13 protein-coding genes are annotated in these 16,485 nt (G+C 57.6%); 8 read left to right on the top strand and 5 right to left on the bottom strand.

Annotated elements, in window-relative coordinates; genetic code table 11:
• Positions 1-230 precede the first annotated feature (230 nt).
• The 5 genes from ACESMK_RS00905 to ACESMK_RS00885 all read left to right on the top strand — a co-directional run bounded on the left by ACESMK_RS00905 (position 231) and on the right by ACESMK_RS00885 (position 5,907).
• Positions 231-443 (top strand): acetyltransferase, encoded by a 213-nt coding sequence (locus ACESMK_RS00905; RefSeq protein WP_372994347.1) that lies wholly within the window; start codon positions 231-233, stop codon positions 441-443.
• 197 nt (positions 444-640) lie between these two features.
• Positions 641-1,234 (top strand): transcriptional regulator BetI, encoded by a 594-nt coding sequence (gene betI / locus ACESMK_RS00900; protein WP_372994345.1) that lies wholly within the window; start codon positions 641-643, stop codon positions 1,232-1,234.
• A 62-nt stretch (positions 1,235-1,296) separates the two neighbouring features.
• Complete coding sequence (gene betB / locus ACESMK_RS00895) at positions 1,297-2,766, top strand: betaine-aldehyde dehydrogenase (protein WP_372994343.1); 1,470 nt, start codon at positions 1,297-1,299, stop codon at positions 2,764-2,766.
• A 27-nt stretch (positions 2,767-2,793) separates the two neighbouring features.
• Entirely contained in the window at positions 2,794-4,479 is a 1,686-nt protein-coding gene (gene betA / locus ACESMK_RS00890; RefSeq protein ID WP_372994341.1) for a choline dehydrogenase, read from the top strand.
• Positions 4,480-4,689: 210 nt separating this feature from the next.
• Positions 4,690-5,907, top strand: a complete 1,218-nt coding sequence (locus tag ACESMK_RS00885) for a BCCT family transporter (RefSeq protein WP_372994339.1) — start codon at positions 4,690-4,692, stop codon at positions 5,905-5,907.
• 65 nt (positions 5,908-5,972) lie between these two features.
• On the opposite strand, the gene ACESMK_RS00880 is transcribed toward ACESMK_RS00885, so the two are convergent.
• From ACESMK_RS00880 to ACESMK_RS00870, 3 genes are read right to left on the bottom strand one after another with little or no spacing between them, the layout of a single operon-like run.
• Complete coding sequence (locus ACESMK_RS00880) at positions 5,973-9,152, bottom strand: efflux RND transporter permease subunit (protein WP_372994337.1); 3,180 nt, start codon at positions 9,150-9,152, stop codon at positions 5,973-5,975.
• The gene (locus tag ACESMK_RS00875; RefSeq protein ID WP_372994335.1) at positions 9,139-10,275 is read right to left on the bottom strand and encodes an efflux RND transporter periplasmic adaptor subunit; all 1,137 of its coding nucleotides are present in this window, start codon (positions 10,273-10,275) and stop codon (positions 9,139-9,141) included. Before ACESMK_RS00875 ends, ACESMK_RS00880 begins: the two co-directional genes overlap by 14 nt.
• Positions 10,272-11,582 carry a TolC family protein gene (locus ACESMK_RS00870; protein ID WP_372994333.1) on the bottom strand — a complete coding sequence of 437 codons (1,311 nt, stop codon included), beginning with the start codon at positions 11,580-11,582 and terminating at the stop codon, positions 10,272-10,274. The genes ACESMK_RS00875 and ACESMK_RS00870 overlap by 4 nt, the downstream gene beginning before the upstream one ends.
• A gap of 219 nt (positions 11,583-11,801) precedes the next feature.
• On the opposite strand from ACESMK_RS00870, the gene ahpC reads away from it, so the two are divergent.
• On the top strand, positions 11,802-12,365 hold the full coding sequence (gene ahpC, locus ACESMK_RS00865) for an alkyl hydroperoxide reductase subunit C (RefSeq protein WP_082905157.1): 564 nt from the start codon (positions 11,802-11,804) through the stop codon (positions 12,363-12,365).
• 77 nt (positions 12,366-12,442) lie between these two features.
• On the opposite strand, the gene ACESMK_RS00860 is transcribed toward ahpC, so the two are convergent.
• Both ACESMK_RS00860 and ACESMK_RS00855 read right to left on the bottom strand, forming a co-directional pair.
• A complete protein-coding gene (locus ACESMK_RS00860; RefSeq protein ID WP_372994330.1) occupies positions 12,443-12,919 on the bottom strand; it encodes a peroxiredoxin in 477 nt (158 codons plus the stop codon).
• Positions 12,900-13,655 (bottom strand): DUF3581 domain-containing protein, encoded by a 756-nt coding sequence (locus ACESMK_RS00855; RefSeq protein ID WP_372994328.1) that lies wholly within the window; start codon positions 13,653-13,655, stop codon positions 12,900-12,902. The genes ACESMK_RS00860 and ACESMK_RS00855 overlap by 20 nt, the downstream gene beginning before the upstream one ends.
• A gap of 259 nt (positions 13,656-13,914) precedes the next feature.
• Between ACESMK_RS00855 and ahpF the strand changes: the two genes are divergently transcribed.
• On the top strand, positions 13,915-15,501 hold the full coding sequence (gene ahpF / locus ACESMK_RS00850) for an alkyl hydroperoxide reductase subunit F (RefSeq protein WP_372994326.1): 1,587 nt from the start codon (positions 13,915-13,917) through the stop codon (positions 15,499-15,501).
• Between the two features lie 172 nt (positions 15,502-15,673).
• Positions 15,674-16,444: a hypothetical protein gene (locus ACESMK_RS00845; RefSeq protein ID WP_372994324.1), complete on the top strand. Its 771-nt coding sequence runs from the start codon at positions 15,674-15,676 to the stop codon at positions 16,442-16,444.
• Positions 16,445-16,485 lie beyond the last annotated feature (41 nt).

The following is a 16,485-nucleotide window of genomic DNA, read 5'->3' as shown; positions in this document are numbered from 1 at the left end:
CCCCGTTATATCGCCATCAGGCTTTTCTTTTTATCGTACCGTTCAGCTTAACAATCTTTCGCTTTCAGAAAAGCCGACAACCGATATTTAATGTAGCGAAATGTCGCATATTTCGAGGTTTCCGGGTGACGTTCCATTTCTTTGATGCGCGCAGGGGCCCGCGCGCTCCTGTCTGGATTGTGGGGCGTCTGCTACGTTTAAAGGGTGAATTCTTTTCCACGGAGGCCACTATGTTTGTCGCTGAAAAAGCAACCGGGCACCTGATTGAGGTTCTGGATACCCAGGCACTGTTCGATCCTCATGTGCAGCAGGTGCGAGGCAGCCTCCATTACGGGGAAGAAGCGCAGGATCCTGAATCGTATAAAAAATCCGAACTGGCTTTTCCCTCCGGCGAAGCGCTTCCCGTGTGCTGGACAGATCCAGACTACCGGCGCCATAGCTGATCGTTGCGTAGCCCCAAGTTACAGCCCCGACAGGGCCGCGTCAGCGTGGTCCTGAGGGTGTCCGTTTTTTAAACAGGTTTGAATTTCCCATCTGGCTTCTGTAAGCTTTTCGTTAATTGAACGTTCAATTAATAAAAAGCAGGGCTGTTTCGCGCTGCTTTTCAACACCGGAATCAAGACGAGTAACCGAAGCCGCCATGCCGATTGTTGGAGTTAAAGACACACGCAAACAGCAGTTGATTGAAGCCACCATGGCGTCCATCGCCGAGCTGGGCATGCAGAACACCACCATCGTGAGCATCAGCAAACGGGCGGGCATGTCCTCCGGGATTATCAGCCATTACTTTGGTGGCAAGCAGGGCCTGATTGAAGCGGCCCTGCGGTATCTGCTGGATCAGTTGGGCAAGGAACTGCGGGAGCGCATGGCGAAAACCGACCGCTCCCCGGAGCAGCGGCTCAATTGCATCATCGAATCGAATTTTTCCGAGTTCCAGCGCTCAGCTCTGGCGGCCAAGACCTGGCTGAGCTTCTGGGCCAGGTCCATGCATGAGCCAGGGCTTAAACGATTGCAGCAGATCAACAACGCCCGGCTGTACAGCAATTTGCGCTATTCCTTTGCGCAGGTGCTCGAACCGGACGCAGCGACAGAGGCGGCTCGCCAGACGGCAGCGATGATTGACGGTTTCTGGCTGCGCAGTGCCCTGAGCCTGGACCCGGCAGAGAGCTTTGAGGCCGGCGAGCGGCTCTGCAAGAAATTTGTCCACGAGACACTGGCTCAGGCCAACGCCTGAGCCCCGATAGATTCGAACGGCCCAAAAGGCCCGAAGACACCGAACCGAGGTTTTTACTGACTATGCCTGCATCTCTTCCCGTTGTTCAGAATTTCGTTCACGGCCGGTTTCTGGCCAACAGCACCGGCGAAACCTTCCCCGTGGTGAATCCGGCCACGGGTCAGGTTATCTACGAAGTGGAAGTGGCGGATGAGTCCGTGCAGCAGGCGGCCATTGAAAGTGCCCGGGCCGGTTTTGCCGAATGGTCCGCGATGACGGCCATTGAGCGCAGCAGGATTCTGCTGCGGGCGGTTGCGCTGTTGAGAGAGCGCAATGATGAGCTGGCCGCCGCAGAAGTGCGTGATACCGGCAAGCCATGGCAGGAAGCGGAAGCGGTGGACGTGGTTACCGGCGCGGACGCAGTCGAGTTCTTTGCCGGTCTGGCGCCTTCCATTGAAGGTAATCAGCAGGACCTGGGCGGCGATTTCTACTACACCCGCCGCGAGCCCCTGGGCATCTGCGCCGGCATTGGCGCCTGGAACTACCCCATCCAGATTGCCTGCTGGAAATCCGCGCCAGCGCTGGCCTGCGGCAACGCCATGATCTTCAAGCCCTCTGAGGAAACCCCCATGGGTGCGGTGAAGCTAGCGGAGATCTATACCGAGGCGGGCGTGCCGGCGGGTGTATTCAACGTGGTACAGGGCGCAGCAGAAGTGGGCCAGTGGCTGACCCATCACCCGGAGATCGCCAAGGTATCCTTCACCGGCGAAGTTGCCACCGGCAAGAAGGTGATGGCGGCAGCCGCTTCGTCCCTGAAGGACGTCACCATGGAACTGGGCGGCAAATCCCCGCTGATCATCTTTGACGATGCGGATCTCGAGAACGCCATCTCCGCGGCCATGGTCGGTAACTTCTACACACAGGGTGAGATCTGCACCAACGGCACCCGGGTGTTTGTCCACGAAGATCTGTACCCGCGCTTTATGGAACGCCTGCTGGAGCGCACCCGCAAAAACATCAGGCCCGGTGACCCGATGAACCCGGACACCAATTTCGGCGCGCTTATCTCCGCAAAACACCGGGATCTGGTGCTCGATTACATCGCCAAAGGCCTGTCCGAAGGCGCGACCCTTAGCCACGGCGGACGCGCGTTTGAACCGGAAGATTCCAGAGGCGGCTATTTCGTTGAGCCCACCATCTTCACCGACTGCACCGATGACATGACCATCGTGAAAGAAGAGATCTTCGGGCCGGTGATGTCTTTGCTCACCTTCCGCGATGAGCACGAGGTAATTGACCGGGCCAACAACACGGACACCGGCCTGGCCGCCGGCGTGTTTACCAACGATATCCGCCGAGCCCACCGGGTCATTCATCAGATCCAGGCCGGTATCTGCTGGATCAACAGTTACGGCGCTTCCCCGGCGGAAATGCCGGTCGGTGGCTACAAACTCTCCGGCATCGGCCGGGAAAACGGGCGCGAGACCATCGCTCATTACACCCAGATCAAGTCCGTTTATATCGGGATGCAGGATCTGGATGCCCCGTTTTAAGCCCGTAGGCCACACAGGAGAACGCGTATGACAGAAAACCGATACGACTACATCATTGTGGGCGCGGGCTCGGCCGGCTGTGTGCTGGCCAACCGCCTCACCGAAGACGCCCGCCACCGGGTGCTGCTGCTGGAAACCGGCGGCAGCGACAAGAGCATCTTCATCCAGATGCCCACGGCCCTGTCGATTCCCATGAACACCAAAAAATACGCCTGGCAGTTCGAGACCGAGCCGGAGCCGTTCCTCGACAACCGCCGCATGCATTGCCCCCGGGGCAAGGTGCTGGGCGGCTCTTCCTCCATCAACGGGATGGTGTATGTCCGTGGCCACGCCCGGGATTTTGACGAATGGGATTCCGAGGGTGCCACCGGCTGGCATTACCGGAATGTTCTGCCGTACTTCAAAAAGGCCGAGACCTGGGCGTTTGGTGCCGATGATTACCGGGGAGATAAAGGCCCGCTCGGAGTGAATAACGGCAACAACATGCAGAATCCGCTCTACAGGGCATTTATCAGGGCGGGTTCCGATGCCGGTTACTTTGAAACTGATGATTACAACGGTGCGCAACAGGAAGGCTTCGGCGCCATGCACATGACGGTCAAGAACGGTCGTCGGTGGTCCACCGCCAATGCCTATCTGCGCCCGGCCATGGAACGCCCGAACCTGACCGTGGTCACCCATGCCCTGGTCCACAAGGTGTTGCTCGATGGCAAAACCGCCACCGGTGTCCGTTACGAGCAGGGTGGCAAGGTACACGAGGCGAAAGCCGCCGAGGAAGTCATCCTGTCGGCCGGCTCGATCGGCTCGCCGCATCTGCTCCAGCTTTCCGGGATTGGCAAGCGCGAGGTGCTGGAGAAGGCCGGTATTGAGGTAAAGCACGAGTTACCCGGTGTCGGTGAGAACCTGCAGGACCACCTGGAGTTCTACTTCCAGTATCGCTGCAAACAGCCGGTTTCGCTCAACGGCAAGCTGGACTGGTGGAACAAGCTGAAGATCGGGGTTCGCTGGATTCTCCGCAAGGACGGTCTGGGCGCCACCAATCACTTCGAGTCCTGCGGCTTTATCCGTTCCAGGGCCGGCGTCGAATGGCCGGATCTGCAATACCATTTCCTGCCGGCGGCGATGCGCTATGACGGCAAGGAAGCGTTCAACGGTGACGGGTTCCAGCTGCACATTGGCCACAACAAGCCGAAAAGCCGTGGCTTTGTGCATGTGCAATCGGCGGACCCGAAGCAGGCGCCGACCATCCGCTTCAACTATCTGGAACACGAGGCAGACCGCGAAGGCTTCCGTGACTGCGTACGCCTGACCCGGGAAATCATCAACCAGCCGGCCATGGATGAATACCGCGGCGCCGAGATCCAACCCGGAATCAACGTACAGAGCGATGAGGAAATCGACGCCTTTGTCCGTCAGGCCGTGGAAAGCGCCTATCACCCGTCCTGCTCCTGCAAGATGGGCACCGACGAGCTGGCGGTTGTGGACCCGGACACGCGGGTTCGCGGCATCCGGAATCTCAGGGTGGTGGATTCGTCCATCTTCCCGACCATACCCAACGGCAACCTGAATTCGCCCACCATCATGGTGGCCGAGCGGGCAGCCGACCTGATTCGGGGCAGGGAGCCCCTGCAACCTTCTGACGCGCCTGTGGTGATGGATGACCAGTGGCAGGCACGTCAGCGACCGGGACAGGCAAAGCGCGCGCTGGCTTAGCGCGTCGTCATCCCACCCGGGCGTGCAACGCGCCCGGGGTTTTGCAAGCCCTCAGGATTTCCCTATCAGCGCGACGGTGTTCTGCCGTTTTCGGGCGCCCGATAGGCAAGTCCTGGGTTTGTGTCCGATTCGAAAGAAGCAGCGCTTACAAAGTAGAGGAGGAACACCCATGCTGTTCATTGCAAAGAAACAAAGTAACCGGAGGACGTTATGACACTCTGGTTATCCGCCGGCCTGATATTCACATTTGCCGCCATCGCTCTAGTCCTTTATCGGTGGTGGGACATGCAATGTATCGGCGTAACGCCGGTCCGAACCTTCACCTTTATTGCCATCCTGTTCACTTCCGGTCTGGATGTGGGCCTGATCATGTTCCCACTCACCGAGTTCGGTGGCTATGGCGATCTGTCTGCCAGTCCCGAGTACGGCTTTGCCAACCCGCTGGCCATTGAGTTCGGGTTCTGGGCCTTCCTGATCTGGGGCTTTTATTTTCTGACCTGTTTTTACTTCGCGATCATCGAGCCACGGGTGCAGTTCTTTGAAATCCCAATGGTGAAGGTTGTTAACAACGTAGTGATCATCGGCACCTGCGCCTTTACCGCCTATCTGTTGCTGGTGAACCTGCCCTGGTATCTGCCCATGCTGGGTGATGGCGAGTCTGTGGTGCCGGCGTTCTACGCGATCGTCTTCCTGTCCATTGGGCTGGCGGTGTACTCAAGTTCCAAGGTCAAGTACATACGAATTTTGAGTGTTGGTTCCAGTGTGCTGTTCATTACCCTGATTGCTGGCATGTGGTTCCGGGCGTTTGTACTCGGTAAGGGTTCCCCCGCAGACTTCTTCGGCACGGCGGGCATGCTTGGTGAGTACTTCACCAACATTCATCACTTTGTTCTGCCGATCAACGACTATCACGAGTTTTATCTGTTCTGGTGGTTCGCCTGGAGCATTATGATCGGCCAGTTTACTGCCCGTTTTGTCAGTGGTATCAAAACCTGGCAGCTGCTGATTGCCATGCTCGCGGTGCCTTCTATCGCTATCGGGGTCTGGTTCAGCGTGCTTTACTATTACCACGCAGAAGGCCTGCAGATTGCCGCCTTTACCAACCTCGCGATGATCTCGGTCGGCGTCTTGATGGTGATCAACTCACTGGATTCCCTGATCCGGCTCTACACCGATAACCTGAACCTGACGGCTAGGCGCCTCGGCCGGGTGAATTACGTGATCTTCAACCTGGTGGCCATGGTCGGTCTGACCATGCTGTTCAAACTGGATTTCCTGCGGATTCAGTGGGTCGGTGCGCTGGTGATTGCGCTCTACTTCGGCTGCTTCGCATACATACTCGTGAAGAAGCGCAAGGAAGTGGCTGCCATCCAATCTTCCCCGAAGGAGAATACTCTGGATTTCCACAAGGTAGAGCTTGCAAGCTGACTCTGCGTCCGGTGTTTGGCCGGGAGAACCGGCCCGGGTGGTTCATACCACCACCCGAGCCGGTTTTATTCGGGTTTTGGCGTATCCTGCCGGTTTTTAAAGGCGTGGTAGTAAAGCATCGGAACCAGGACCAGTGTCAGCAGGGTGGATATAAGCACGCCACTGGCGAGGGTAAGCCCCAGAGGTTCGAGGGCAGGTTCGAAAATCAGAACACCGCTACCGAACATGACCGTGGCTGCCGTTAGTAGAATTGGTCGGGTGCGCTGGGCTCCGGCTTGAATTACGGCCTCTTTCAGGTACATGCCTTCATCCAGTCGCTGCTGAATAAAGTCCACCAGCAAAATGGCGTTACGAGTCACAATGCCCCCCAGTGCAATCACTCCTAACACGCCGGTGCCCGCTATATTTATGTCCCAGAGCCAGTGCGCAGGAATCACGCCAATGAAGATCAGCGGAATTGGCAGCATGATCAGGATTGGCAACGAGTAAGAGCGGAACCATCCGGCCAGTAATACGTAGATAAGAATCATCACCACAAGTCCGGCCACTCCCAGGTCCCGATAAACATCTCTGGTCATTTCCCACTCACCTGCCCAGTAACCGGTGGTATTTCGGGTGTCTTCCGGCAAATTCAGCCAATGCAAGTCGATATCCGGCCATTGTTCGCTGCTGAACGATTCCATTTGTACGGCCGTAGGCTGTGCCACGGAACGGTCAAGATCGGCAAATACAGTGGTGACCGGCATCAGGTTGCGGCGGAACCTGGCCTGATCGCCTTCGGCGTGTTCAAAATCAAGTACCGACTCAAGCGACACTGGCTGGTTCTCGCTGTTGATCGTGTACAGGCTGCGAATGGCCGGTTCGGAATCCCGGTCGGGCTTGTCCAGGCGGAGGATGATGGGCACCGGGTCGCGGGTGTAATTGTAACTGGCCCAGTCGCCCAGGGTTTGGCCGGCAATGGCCAGGCGCAAGGTGCGGGTGACTTCGGCAGGAATCACCCCGAAGGTGGCGGCACGCTCGGGGTCAACGTTCAGATTAAGCCTGGGCAGGGCAGCAGTTGGACTCTGGCTGGTGGAAATCACGCCATTCTGCACGGCCAGCCATTGCTCCAGCTTGTCGGCGGCAGCCTGCCGGCTGTGTGGGTCGGGTCCGTAAATTTCGGCGGTAATGGCCCGGTCGCTGGCAGGTCCGGATGGAATACGGCCAATATGGCCAGTGGCGTCGTAAGGCGCAAGCCACTCGTCCAGGTTGTGGGCGATTTCCCGGTTGATTTCGTAGCTCTGTCGGCCACGTTCCTCTTCGGGGGCCAGATTGACGTGTAGGGTCAGATCCCGGGGTGCCTTGCGCTCGGGCGACGTGAGGGTTTCCGGTGGGTAGATCATGGGCGCCGTCAGCCCGGCATATACGGTGACCCCGCGCACTTCCGGTATTTGCGCCAGTCTCCGGTTCATATTCGAAGCCACGCTCAGGGAATCGGTCAGGGTGGCGCTGGCCGGCAGTTCTATATTTACCGAAAAAACGTTGCGATCCAGAAGGGGAGTCAAGCCGATCTGCACCGTGCGCAGGGCCACCAGTGACAAGCTGGCAAGCAGCAAAAGAATCAGTACGAAGTAGAACAACCAGCGCAGTGAGGCGAAGTCCAGAAAGGGCGACATTAACCATCGGTAGCGAGCGACAAAGCTACGCTCCTGCTGGCTGTTTTCTTCATGCTTGCCGCCCTTGTTGGTGGTCTTAACTTGCAAAAGGCGATAGCCGAAGTAGGGGGTGATGGTGAGCGCTACCAGCAGTGAAAACATGACAGCGGCGGAAGCACCCACCGGAATGGCGCGTACATACTGGCCCATTTCACCCGTAATGTAGGCAGTCGGCAGCAGGGTGGCGACGACCAGTAAATCCGCCAGAATGGTCGGGTTGCCCACTTCATCAATGGCTTTGACGGTCAATTCCCGGGTCTTCTCTCCGGCACGCTGGAAATGCCGGGCGACGTTTTCCAGCATAACCACCGCGTCGTCTGACAGAATACCGATGGCCAGAATCATGGCGGCAATGGATACCGGGTTCAGCGTGAAGCCCAGATAGTTATACAGGTAAGGCACTATGGCCAGAGAGGCGGGCATCATGATGGCGATGACGATTGCTGCCCGCCAGCCGAGCCCGAGCCAGATGATGCCAACCACCACCAAGGTACCGCTGAGCAGTTGAGACAGCACGCTGTACACCCGTTTGGTGGCGTCGGCACCGGCGTCATGGGTGATGTCGAGATACACATCCGAGGGCAGGGTTTCATCGTTGAACGTGTTTAACCGTTCAACGACGTTTTCGGTGATATCGCTGACATTGCGCCCTGCCAGCGTGGTGACTGCCAGGGTGATGGCCGGGTAGGGCGCCGAAAAATCGCGCTGCCAGTGCAGGACTGCCTGATTCTGTTCCACTCTCCCGGCACGCAATTCCGCCACCTGATCAAGGTACACAGGACCGCTGCCGTCGCTGCCCACCGGTACCCGTCCCAGCTGGTGAAGGTTATCGAGACTGATCCCGGCCTGAAGGTCGGTCACCGGCTGACCTTCAAGCCGTCCCGCGGGTACTTGCCGGTTGGCACCGGCCACCGCTTCAGCTACCTGGGTCAGCGGGATTTTGCGGGCCGCGAGTTCTGCCGGGTAGGGCAGAATTTCGATCGCCGCTTTGTCGCCGCCAAACCTCTGTACATCTCGCACACCGGACACGCGCAGTAACTCGGCGGACAATTCGGCGGCCATGTCCTCCAGCCTGTCAGGCCCAATGGTTTTGCTGCTTAGCGTGGCCATTAAAACCACGAGCCGCGATGCACCAAAGGTCTCGATAACCGGCGATCCGGCGGTTGCCGGCAGTTCACTGGCCCGGGCGCCAAAAAGTTCTTCCAGCTGCGAGAAGGCCCTGTCTTTCGGGGTGCCGGCCTCGAATTCCACCGACAGCAAGGCGGCATGGTTCGAACTGCTACTGCGTACTTCGCTGACGGTGGCGAGTTCCCGCACCCAACCCGCGGACTTTCGGGCCAGTTGGGTGTCGATCCGTTCAACGCCAGCGCCGGGCCACGGGATCAATATGGTGGCGGTCGGTACGTCGATATCCGGTCGATCTTCCCGGGGAGTGATCAGCAGAGAATAACCACCCAGCAACAGGCAGGCGACGACAAACAGCGGAACAATTGGAGAGACCAGGAGGTATTCGGCAATGCGGCCGGCCAGTCCGGGTTTATCGCTGGCCATTGTCGGCTCCGGCAAGTTTGACAGACACCTTCTGGCCGTCTCGCAGATCGCTCGAGGGGGCCAGTACCACGAGTTCGCCCGGGGATAAGCCTTCCGTCACCGGAATCATGTCGCTTTGATTTTCAGGCGGGTTGGCGGTCTTGATCCATTTCAGGTGTACGACAGCTTCCTCGCCATTCTGCTCGAGTACCAGGGTGCCAGTCAGCTGTCCGCGGCGAATCAAGGCATTTTCCGGTAGCGCAACCCAGTCCTGGGTGCGGATGGAAGACCGGCTATCGGTTGTCGGGATCAACACGGTCACAACCTGCCCGGGAGCTAACTCACTGGCACCGGGTTCCAGTTGCAGACGCAGGCGCTGGCCTGTGGCTTGCCCATCAAGGGCCGGGATAATGCTGATCAGATGAGCTGGCAGGGTGCGACCCTCCTTTGCGGCAACCACCGACACCACCTGCCCGGGTGTCAGGCTGGCGGCAACCTGACTGGAAACCGGCACATCGACACGTAAGCGATCCCTGGCTTCCAGAACCATCAGAGCCTGGCCAGGCCCGACAAAACTGCCCGGATCGATCAGGGTTTCTGCCACCATTCCGTTGAATGGAGCGCTCAGGCGAGTGTAATCCAGGGTGGTTTGCTGGTTTTGCAATTCGGCTTTGGCTTTGTGCAATTGCGCCTTCAGTTCACGGATTCGAACGCCAGCCCGTTCCATCCTGACCCGGGCTATCAGATCTTCTTCGTAGAGCCTCTGAAGGCGCTCGTGTTCCTGTTTGGCCTGTTCCAGGGCTGCTCCGGCGGCCTGTACGTTTGACTTTGCAGCGTCGATAGCTGACTCAACTTCCCTTGAGTCCACGGTCGCAAGGGGCTGGCCAGTGGTAACCTGGTCCCCCGGCTCAACCTCTACCGTTTTCAGCGTCCCGGTCATGCGGGTGCTGATAACGGCGCGCTTGCCGGGGCGCATGACGCCCGGCAGTGCACGGTTGGTTTCGCTTTGCCAGAGCTGAACTTCAGTAACGGTGACTTCAGGCTTTTCGGTCGTGTTGTTCTCCGACGGTTCCGGGCGGTCATCTGTACAGCCAGCCATAGCCAGAGCCGAGATGAACCACAGCGTCCGGGTTAAAGTATTCATTGATAAGATTCCCCTAACGCAAGAAGTGGATCACGGCCGTGCTGGAGGTGGTGATTCATGGCAGCAAGAACAGCCTGGTAGCGCGCATCTATCAATTCAGCCCTTGCCCGATCAAGCTGGGCTCGAGCGGTGAGCAGGTCGGTCATTGAGCCCAGGTTTTCCTGATAGCGGCGGCTGGCCAGACGCGCCGCTGTTTGCGCGGCTACCGTGGATTCCTCTCTAGCCTGCCAAGCGGCGTAGCCGGCTTGCCACCGACTGATGGCAATGGCTTGTTCGCGTTCAATACGTCGGCGTGTTTCTTCCAGTTCGGTTCGGACTTTCTGCGCATCAGCACGTGCTTCGGCAATTCGTCCCTGACGCCCGAGACCGTCAAACACGGTCCATTGTAGAGTTATCGCAACCAGCCAGCCGTCGGCATTGCCGTCAAGCGGTTCGTTGCCCTGGCCCCATTGCTGACGGGCCAGAAGATTCACCCGTGGAAGCCACTCGGCTTCGGTGGCCCGGATTCGTCGATCAGCAGCTTTGGCGGCCAGTTTTCGGGCTTCCAGATCCTTTCGACCTGCACTGGCGCCGGCATCGATGGGTGGAGCGGGTTCAGGGAAAGGCGTGTCCATTTGCAATGTCTGTTGAGCTGCCATGCCGAGTAGAGATTTCAGTTGGTATTCGGCTTCCTGTCTGGCGGCCAGGGTCTGGCTGATCTTTGCTTGAGTGGCAGCCAGCTCGGCGCGGGTCTGCTCGACATCAAGACGAGCAGTCATACCCTGTTGATAGCTGGCTTCAGCCATTTCGGCGGCATGAGTGGCGGCTTGCCGGGATTGCTCGGCTGCCTTTTGCTGGCTGCTTAGTCGCACAATATTAAAGTAGCGGCGTGCCACTTCCAGGCGCAGTGCCAGTTGTCCCCATTGCCGTGCCTGGCGCCGGGCGTCTATCTGCAGGCCGGAGGCTGCACGTAGCTGCAGGGCATCGGCGTTGAACAGGGGTTGTACCAGTTGTACGCCAGTGACGGAGCCTTCTATGGGGCCGAAATCGGTTGGTCGGATACCGGTTGGGCGTCGCGGGTCCGGTACTGGCACATTGGTAATCAAACTGGAATCGGCGCGAAGCCAGCTGGCGTCTGCGCTCAGGGTGGGTAAAAACGCCTGGGCCGATTGGGTGTGTCGAGATTCGGCCTGGCGGGTTTCAGCGTCGAGTGTCTGCAGCGTTGTGGCCTGCTCCCTGGCTTTTATCAGTGCTTCATCCAGTGACAGAGCACAGGCTGTGCCGGGAATCATCAACACGGCTGCAGTAAAGGCCCGGATATAACGCAAGAAAACTCCCTTTTTGGCCCGATAAAGTAACGTTGGAAGTATATCACTGAAGAAAATCGATGGGTTTTACAGAAGATTGAAATTGTTGGTTTAGACCCCATAGATAGGCATAGCCTATCCGTGGCTTGGAAATTATCAATTTTATCGCGGCGGTGGATGTCTGTACGTTTGCCGGCGTAAATTCATCAACTTATGAATCCATCAACAAGGAGTTTTTTAATGGGCATCATTAACAGCGAGATCAAGCCGTTCAACGCCACCGCGTTCAAAAACGGTGAGTTTGTTGAGATCAGCGAAGCCGACGTAAAAGGCAAGTGGGCGGTCTTTTTCTTCTACCCGGCCGACTTCACGTTCGTTTGCCCGACCGAGCTGGGCGACGTTGCTGACAAGTACGAAGAGCTCCAGAAGCTGGGCGTTGAAGTGTTCTCCGTGTCTACTGACACCCACTTCACTCACAAGGCATGGCACGACAGCTCTGAGACCATCGGCAAGATCCAGTACTACATGGTAGGCGACCAGACCGGCACCATCACCAACAACTTTGGTGTTATGCGTGAAGGCCAGGGCCTGGCAGACCGCGCTACCTTCCTGATTGACCCGGATGGTGTTATCCAGGCAATGGAAATCACTGCTGAAGGTATCGGCCGTGATGCAGACGACCTGATGCGCAAGGTTAAAGCGGCCCAGTACGTTCGCAACCATCCCGGCGAAGTATGCCCGGCCAAGTGGAAAGAAGGTGAAGAAACCCTGGCTCCGTCTCTGGACCTGGTTGGCAAGATCTAAGCTATCCTTCCGGAAAGCTTATGAACGAAAAACCCCGGATTTTCCGGGGTTTTTTGTGTCTGGAGAAAAGCTATCGCTCAGAGCGACTCGAGAATGGTTTCGGCGCTGGTGAGGTCAAGCCCCTGAGGGTCCACGTGTAGCAGCTCCACCTTGCCGTCGTTGACGATCATGGCATACCGCTGGCTGCGAATGCCCATGCCGTTGGCGGTGCGGTCCTGGGTCAGGTCCAGAGCCTCGGCGAATTCGCCCAGGCCATCGGCCAGCATGACGATCTCTTCGGCATTGTGGGCCTTGCCCCAGGCATCCATGACGAAGGCATCGTTGACCGATGTGCAGACGATGCTGTCCACGCCTTTGGCGCGCAGTTTGTCGGCATTTACCACAAAGCCGGGCAAGTGGGCGGCTGAACAGGTCGGGGTGAACGCACCCGGTACGGCGAACAAGACCGCCTTCTTGCCGGCAAAGAGCTCGCTGGTACGAACTGTCTCCGGACCTTTCTCGCCCATCACCTGAAGCTCGACGTCTGGCAGGGTATCACCCGGCTGAATTGGCATTGCTGTGGTCTCCACTGTTGTCCTTGTTGAAATAGTCGGCGCCACGGGCCTTAAGGCGATAGAACTCTTCAATCACACCCGCCATCGCCTCGGGACAGTAGGGCCGCAGACCACTCAATACGAGCCGTTTGGTCACTTCGCCCACCGGCTTGTTGTCGGCGGTCAGGCGGTATTCCAGAAACACATTGCCCCGCTTTCCGGCCGCCTCGAGCGTGGCGTTGTGCAGTTCCAGGCCCGGTGAGGGCAGATCCAGCTTATCAAGGGCCAGGCTCATGCTCTCGTACATCACCATGGGGCGGTCGGGATTGAACATCACCCCGTTCGACTCCATTAATGGTTTCAGGGTATGGGGGAAGTTCTTGCCGGAGGCCGCAACATAGGCGCGGGTAATGTCCTCGATCAGTTGTGCATCCTGGGTCTTGGCGCCGCTGCGGGCCACTTCAATATAGACTTTGCCAGCATCATCACAGACATCAATGGTGCTCTCGGTCTCAATAAACTTGAGAGGTACTCCCTCGCCGAGCAGGCTGCGAAACCGGAAGGTCATGTTTTCCGACAGCCCGAAGCGCGCCAGCACGATGGCAAAAAGCAGATCTCCGGGAACGCAGAAACGGCGGGCATCCGGGTCGTGGATGGGGTTGAAGTCTCCCGCGATCTCCTTGGCGAACTGGCTGGCCTGCAGAGCGGAGATGACGATGTGTCCGTCCTGGACGGAGTGGAAACGATCTAGAAACATGCGTTGCCTATTCTGGGTACCAGAGAATGATGTTGCGACCTTGTTACAACATGATACTGCGGCAGGCTGGATGTGGATATGCGCTATTGGTCAACCTTCCAGCATCGCCCGTGAAAACGGCATAGCAAAGACCTATCAAACAGTTTGGGTCAATTAATTTGAGCATTGGGTTGCCGGACCGTATCTTTGCACCAACTTCAATTGACCACCGTATTTGTTTCAAATACTTAGTTTCGAAATTTAAAGGAGAAGTCAGACTATGTTGGATGCCAATATCAAGGAGCAGCTTAAAGCCTACATGGACAAGCTGCAGCAGCCGATCGAGCTGGTCGCAGCCTATGACGACAGCAAGAAGTCCCAGGAGCTCCGGGAATTGCTGGAAGAACTGGAGCCGATGTCGTCCAAGATCAGCCTGCGCACGGAAGAATCCAATGATGTGCGTCGTCCTTCTTTCGCCATCAATCGTGTAGGTACCGATATTGGTGTTCGCTTTGCCGGTATTCCCATGGGCCACGAGTTCACCTCGCTGGTGCTGGCCCTGCTGCAGGTGGGGGGCCACCCGTCCAAGGCCTCTCAGGATGTGATTGAGCAGATCCAGTCGCTGGAAGGCAAGTTCGAGTTCGAAACCTACTTCTCGCTGTCCTGCCAGAACTGCCCGGACGTAGTTCAGGCCCTGAACCTGATGAGCGTGCTGAACCCGAACATCAAGAACACCTCCATCGACGGTGCCCTGTTCCAGGATGAAGTGGAACAGCGTGAAGTGATGGCGGTGCCCAGCGTGTACATGAACGGTGAGCCCTGGGGCCAGGGCCGTATGACCCTGGAAGAGATTGTCGCCAAACTGGACACCAGTTCCAGCGAGAAAGACGCTGAGAAGATCAATCAGAAAGATACCTTCGAGGTTCTGGTGATTGGTGGTGGCCCGGCCGGTGCTTCTGCGGCCATTTACGCGGCCCGGAAAGGTATTTCCACCGGCATTGCGGCCGAGCGGTTCGGCGGCCAGGTGGCTGATACCATGGGCATCGAAAACCTGATTTCGGTGCCCTACACCGAGGGCCCGAAGCTGGTGGCTGCCATGGAGCAACACGTCAAGGAATATGATGTGGATATCATGAACATGCAGCGTGCCGAGAAGCTGATTCCGGCCTCTCGCCCGGGCCAGCCCCACCAGGTTCGGCTGGAAAATGGTGCGACGCTCAAGGCCCGCAGCCTGGTGCTGTCCACCGGAGCGCGCTGGCGCCAGATGGGCGTCCCGGGTGAGGCGGAGTACCGCAATAAGGGCGTGGCCTACTGCCCGCATTGCGATGGTCCGTTATTCAAGGGTAAGCGCGTTGCCGTGATCGGCGGTGGCAACTCCGGGGTAGAGGCGGCCATCGATCTGGCGGGCATCGTGGGCCACGTGACCCTGATTGAGTTCGGTGCCGAGATGCGCGCTGATGACGTGTTGCAGAAAAAACTGCGCAGCCTGAAGAACGTGGAAATCATCACCTCAGGACAGACCACGGAAATCACCGGTGAAAACGGCAAGGTGAGTGGCCTGAACTACACCGACCGCACATCCGGTGAGCAACATCATGTGGCGCTGGAAGGTGTGTTCGTGCAGATCGGCCTGGTGCCGAACACCGAATGGCTGAAGGGTGACATCGAGTTGAGCCAGCATGGCGAGATTATTGTCAACGATCGCAACGAGACTTCCATTCCCGGGATCTTTGCGGCCGGTGATGCCACCACCGTGCCCTATAAGCAGATCGTTATCTCCATGGGTGAGGGTTCCAAGGCAGCGTTGAGTGCCTTTGACTTCCTGATCCGCAATTCCGTGGATGAAAGTGAGGAAGAAGCGGCATAAGCCAGAAAACAGCCGCCTGATGAGAGAGGCACCGGGATCCGGTGCCTTTTTTGTTGGCAGAAACCATATGTTTAACAAGGTTTTTCTGGCGTATGGGAAACGAGCTTGCCATACTTTCCGGTCTGTATGAAAAATAGTCACTTCATTGACGTCATGGACTGATGTGCGAATTATGAAACGCCTCTTTTACACCATCCGGGTATTACTGCTCAGTGCAGGTGTGATGAGTACGCCTGCGCTGGCGGATACTGTTATCCGGGTTGCCGTTCCCGACATCACCAGCCTTCTGACCGAAACCCGGGACGGTGTTTACCAGCGAATCCTGCACCGGGCCCTGGATGGTCTCGACACGGATGTGCGGGAGCGCTTCTATCCTTACAAACGCGCCATGATGGTGTTCGAGCAGAAGGGCGCCGACTGCATTTATTCGTTTACCGAAGTTCTGGAGCGGCGACTGGGCGAAGACGCCGTTATCGCGAGTTTTCCCCTGGGCAAGTTCACCTACTACCTGTTTACCCCGCAGGATGCCGCCCCGGTCAGTTCACTGTCGAAACTGGAGGGAGAAACCGTGGGCGCGGTTATTGGCCACGAAACCTATCTGGACGCGGTTCTGGAGGGTCACGATGTCAACGTGATCTGGTCCAAAAACGATGCTCAGAACCTGATTATGCTCGAACATCAGCGATTCACCGCCATGATTGCAGCCATCCCCGACATCCGGCCTTTCATGGACAAGCTCAGCTTCGAGTCGGACAAACCCCTTCTTGAGAGTTATGACCGGTTAACTTGCCACAACACCGAAGACAATCGACGGTTCCTGCGAAGGTTGTCGGTCAAGATGAAGCAACTCAAGGAAGCTGGGGTGTATGAGCAATTGGCCGGAAGTCTCTACGTCGAGTTTGAGGACCCGACCCCGGCCAGGGCTAATTCCCTTGTAAACTGAGACTTTGGTTACGGATCCCCGCTTGTCTGTTACACGACTGG

Origin of the sequence: Marinobacter sp., assembly GCF_041687235.1 — a bacterium.
Taxonomy (GTDB): domain Bacteria; phylum Pseudomonadota; class Gammaproteobacteria; order Pseudomonadales; family Oleiphilaceae; genus Marinobacter.
This window is presented reverse-complemented; position numbering and strand designations above follow the sequence as displayed.

Bases quoted from the DNA above. Each gene is read 5' to 3' on its own strand.
- ACESMK_RS00905 (WP_372994347.1), top strand. From the start codon at position 231: ATGTTTGTCGCTGAAAAAGCAACCGGGCACCTGATTGAGGTTCTGGAT.
- betI (WP_372994345.1), top strand. From the start codon at position 641: ATGCCGATTGTTGGAGTTAAAGACACACGCAAACAGCAGTTGATTGAA.
- betB (WP_372994343.1), top strand. From the start codon at position 1,297: ATGCCTGCATCTCTTCCCGTTGTTCAGAATTTCGTTCACGGCCGGTTT.
- betA (WP_372994341.1), top strand. From the start codon at position 2,794: ATGACAGAAAACCGATACGACTACATCATTGTGGGCGCGGGCTCGGCC.
- ACESMK_RS00885 (WP_372994339.1), top strand. From the start codon at position 4,690: ATGACACTCTGGTTATCCGCCGGCCTGATATTCACATTTGCCGCCATC.
- ACESMK_RS00880 (WP_372994337.1), bottom strand. From the start codon at position 9,152: ATGGCCAGCGATAAACCCGGACTGGCCGGCCGCATTGCCGAATACCTC.
- ACESMK_RS00875 (WP_372994335.1), bottom strand. From the start codon at position 10,275: ATGAATACTTTAACCCGGACGCTGTGGTTCATCTCGGCTCTGGCTATG.
- ahpC (WP_082905157.1), top strand. From the start codon at position 11,802: ATGGGCATCATTAACAGCGAGATCAAGCCGTTCAACGCCACCGCGTTC.
- ACESMK_RS00860 (WP_372994330.1), bottom strand. From the start codon at position 12,919: ATGCCAATTCAGCCGGGTGATACCCTGCCAGACGTCGAGCTTCAGGTG.
- ACESMK_RS00855 (WP_372994328.1), bottom strand. From the start codon at position 13,655: ATGTTTCTAGATCGTTTCCACTCCGTCCAGGACGGACACATCGTCATC.
- ahpF (WP_372994326.1), top strand. From the start codon at position 13,915: ATGTTGGATGCCAATATCAAGGAGCAGCTTAAAGCCTACATGGACAAG.
- ACESMK_RS00845 (WP_372994324.1), top strand. From the start codon at position 15,674: ATGAAACGCCTCTTTTACACCATCCGGGTATTACTGCTCAGTGCAGGT.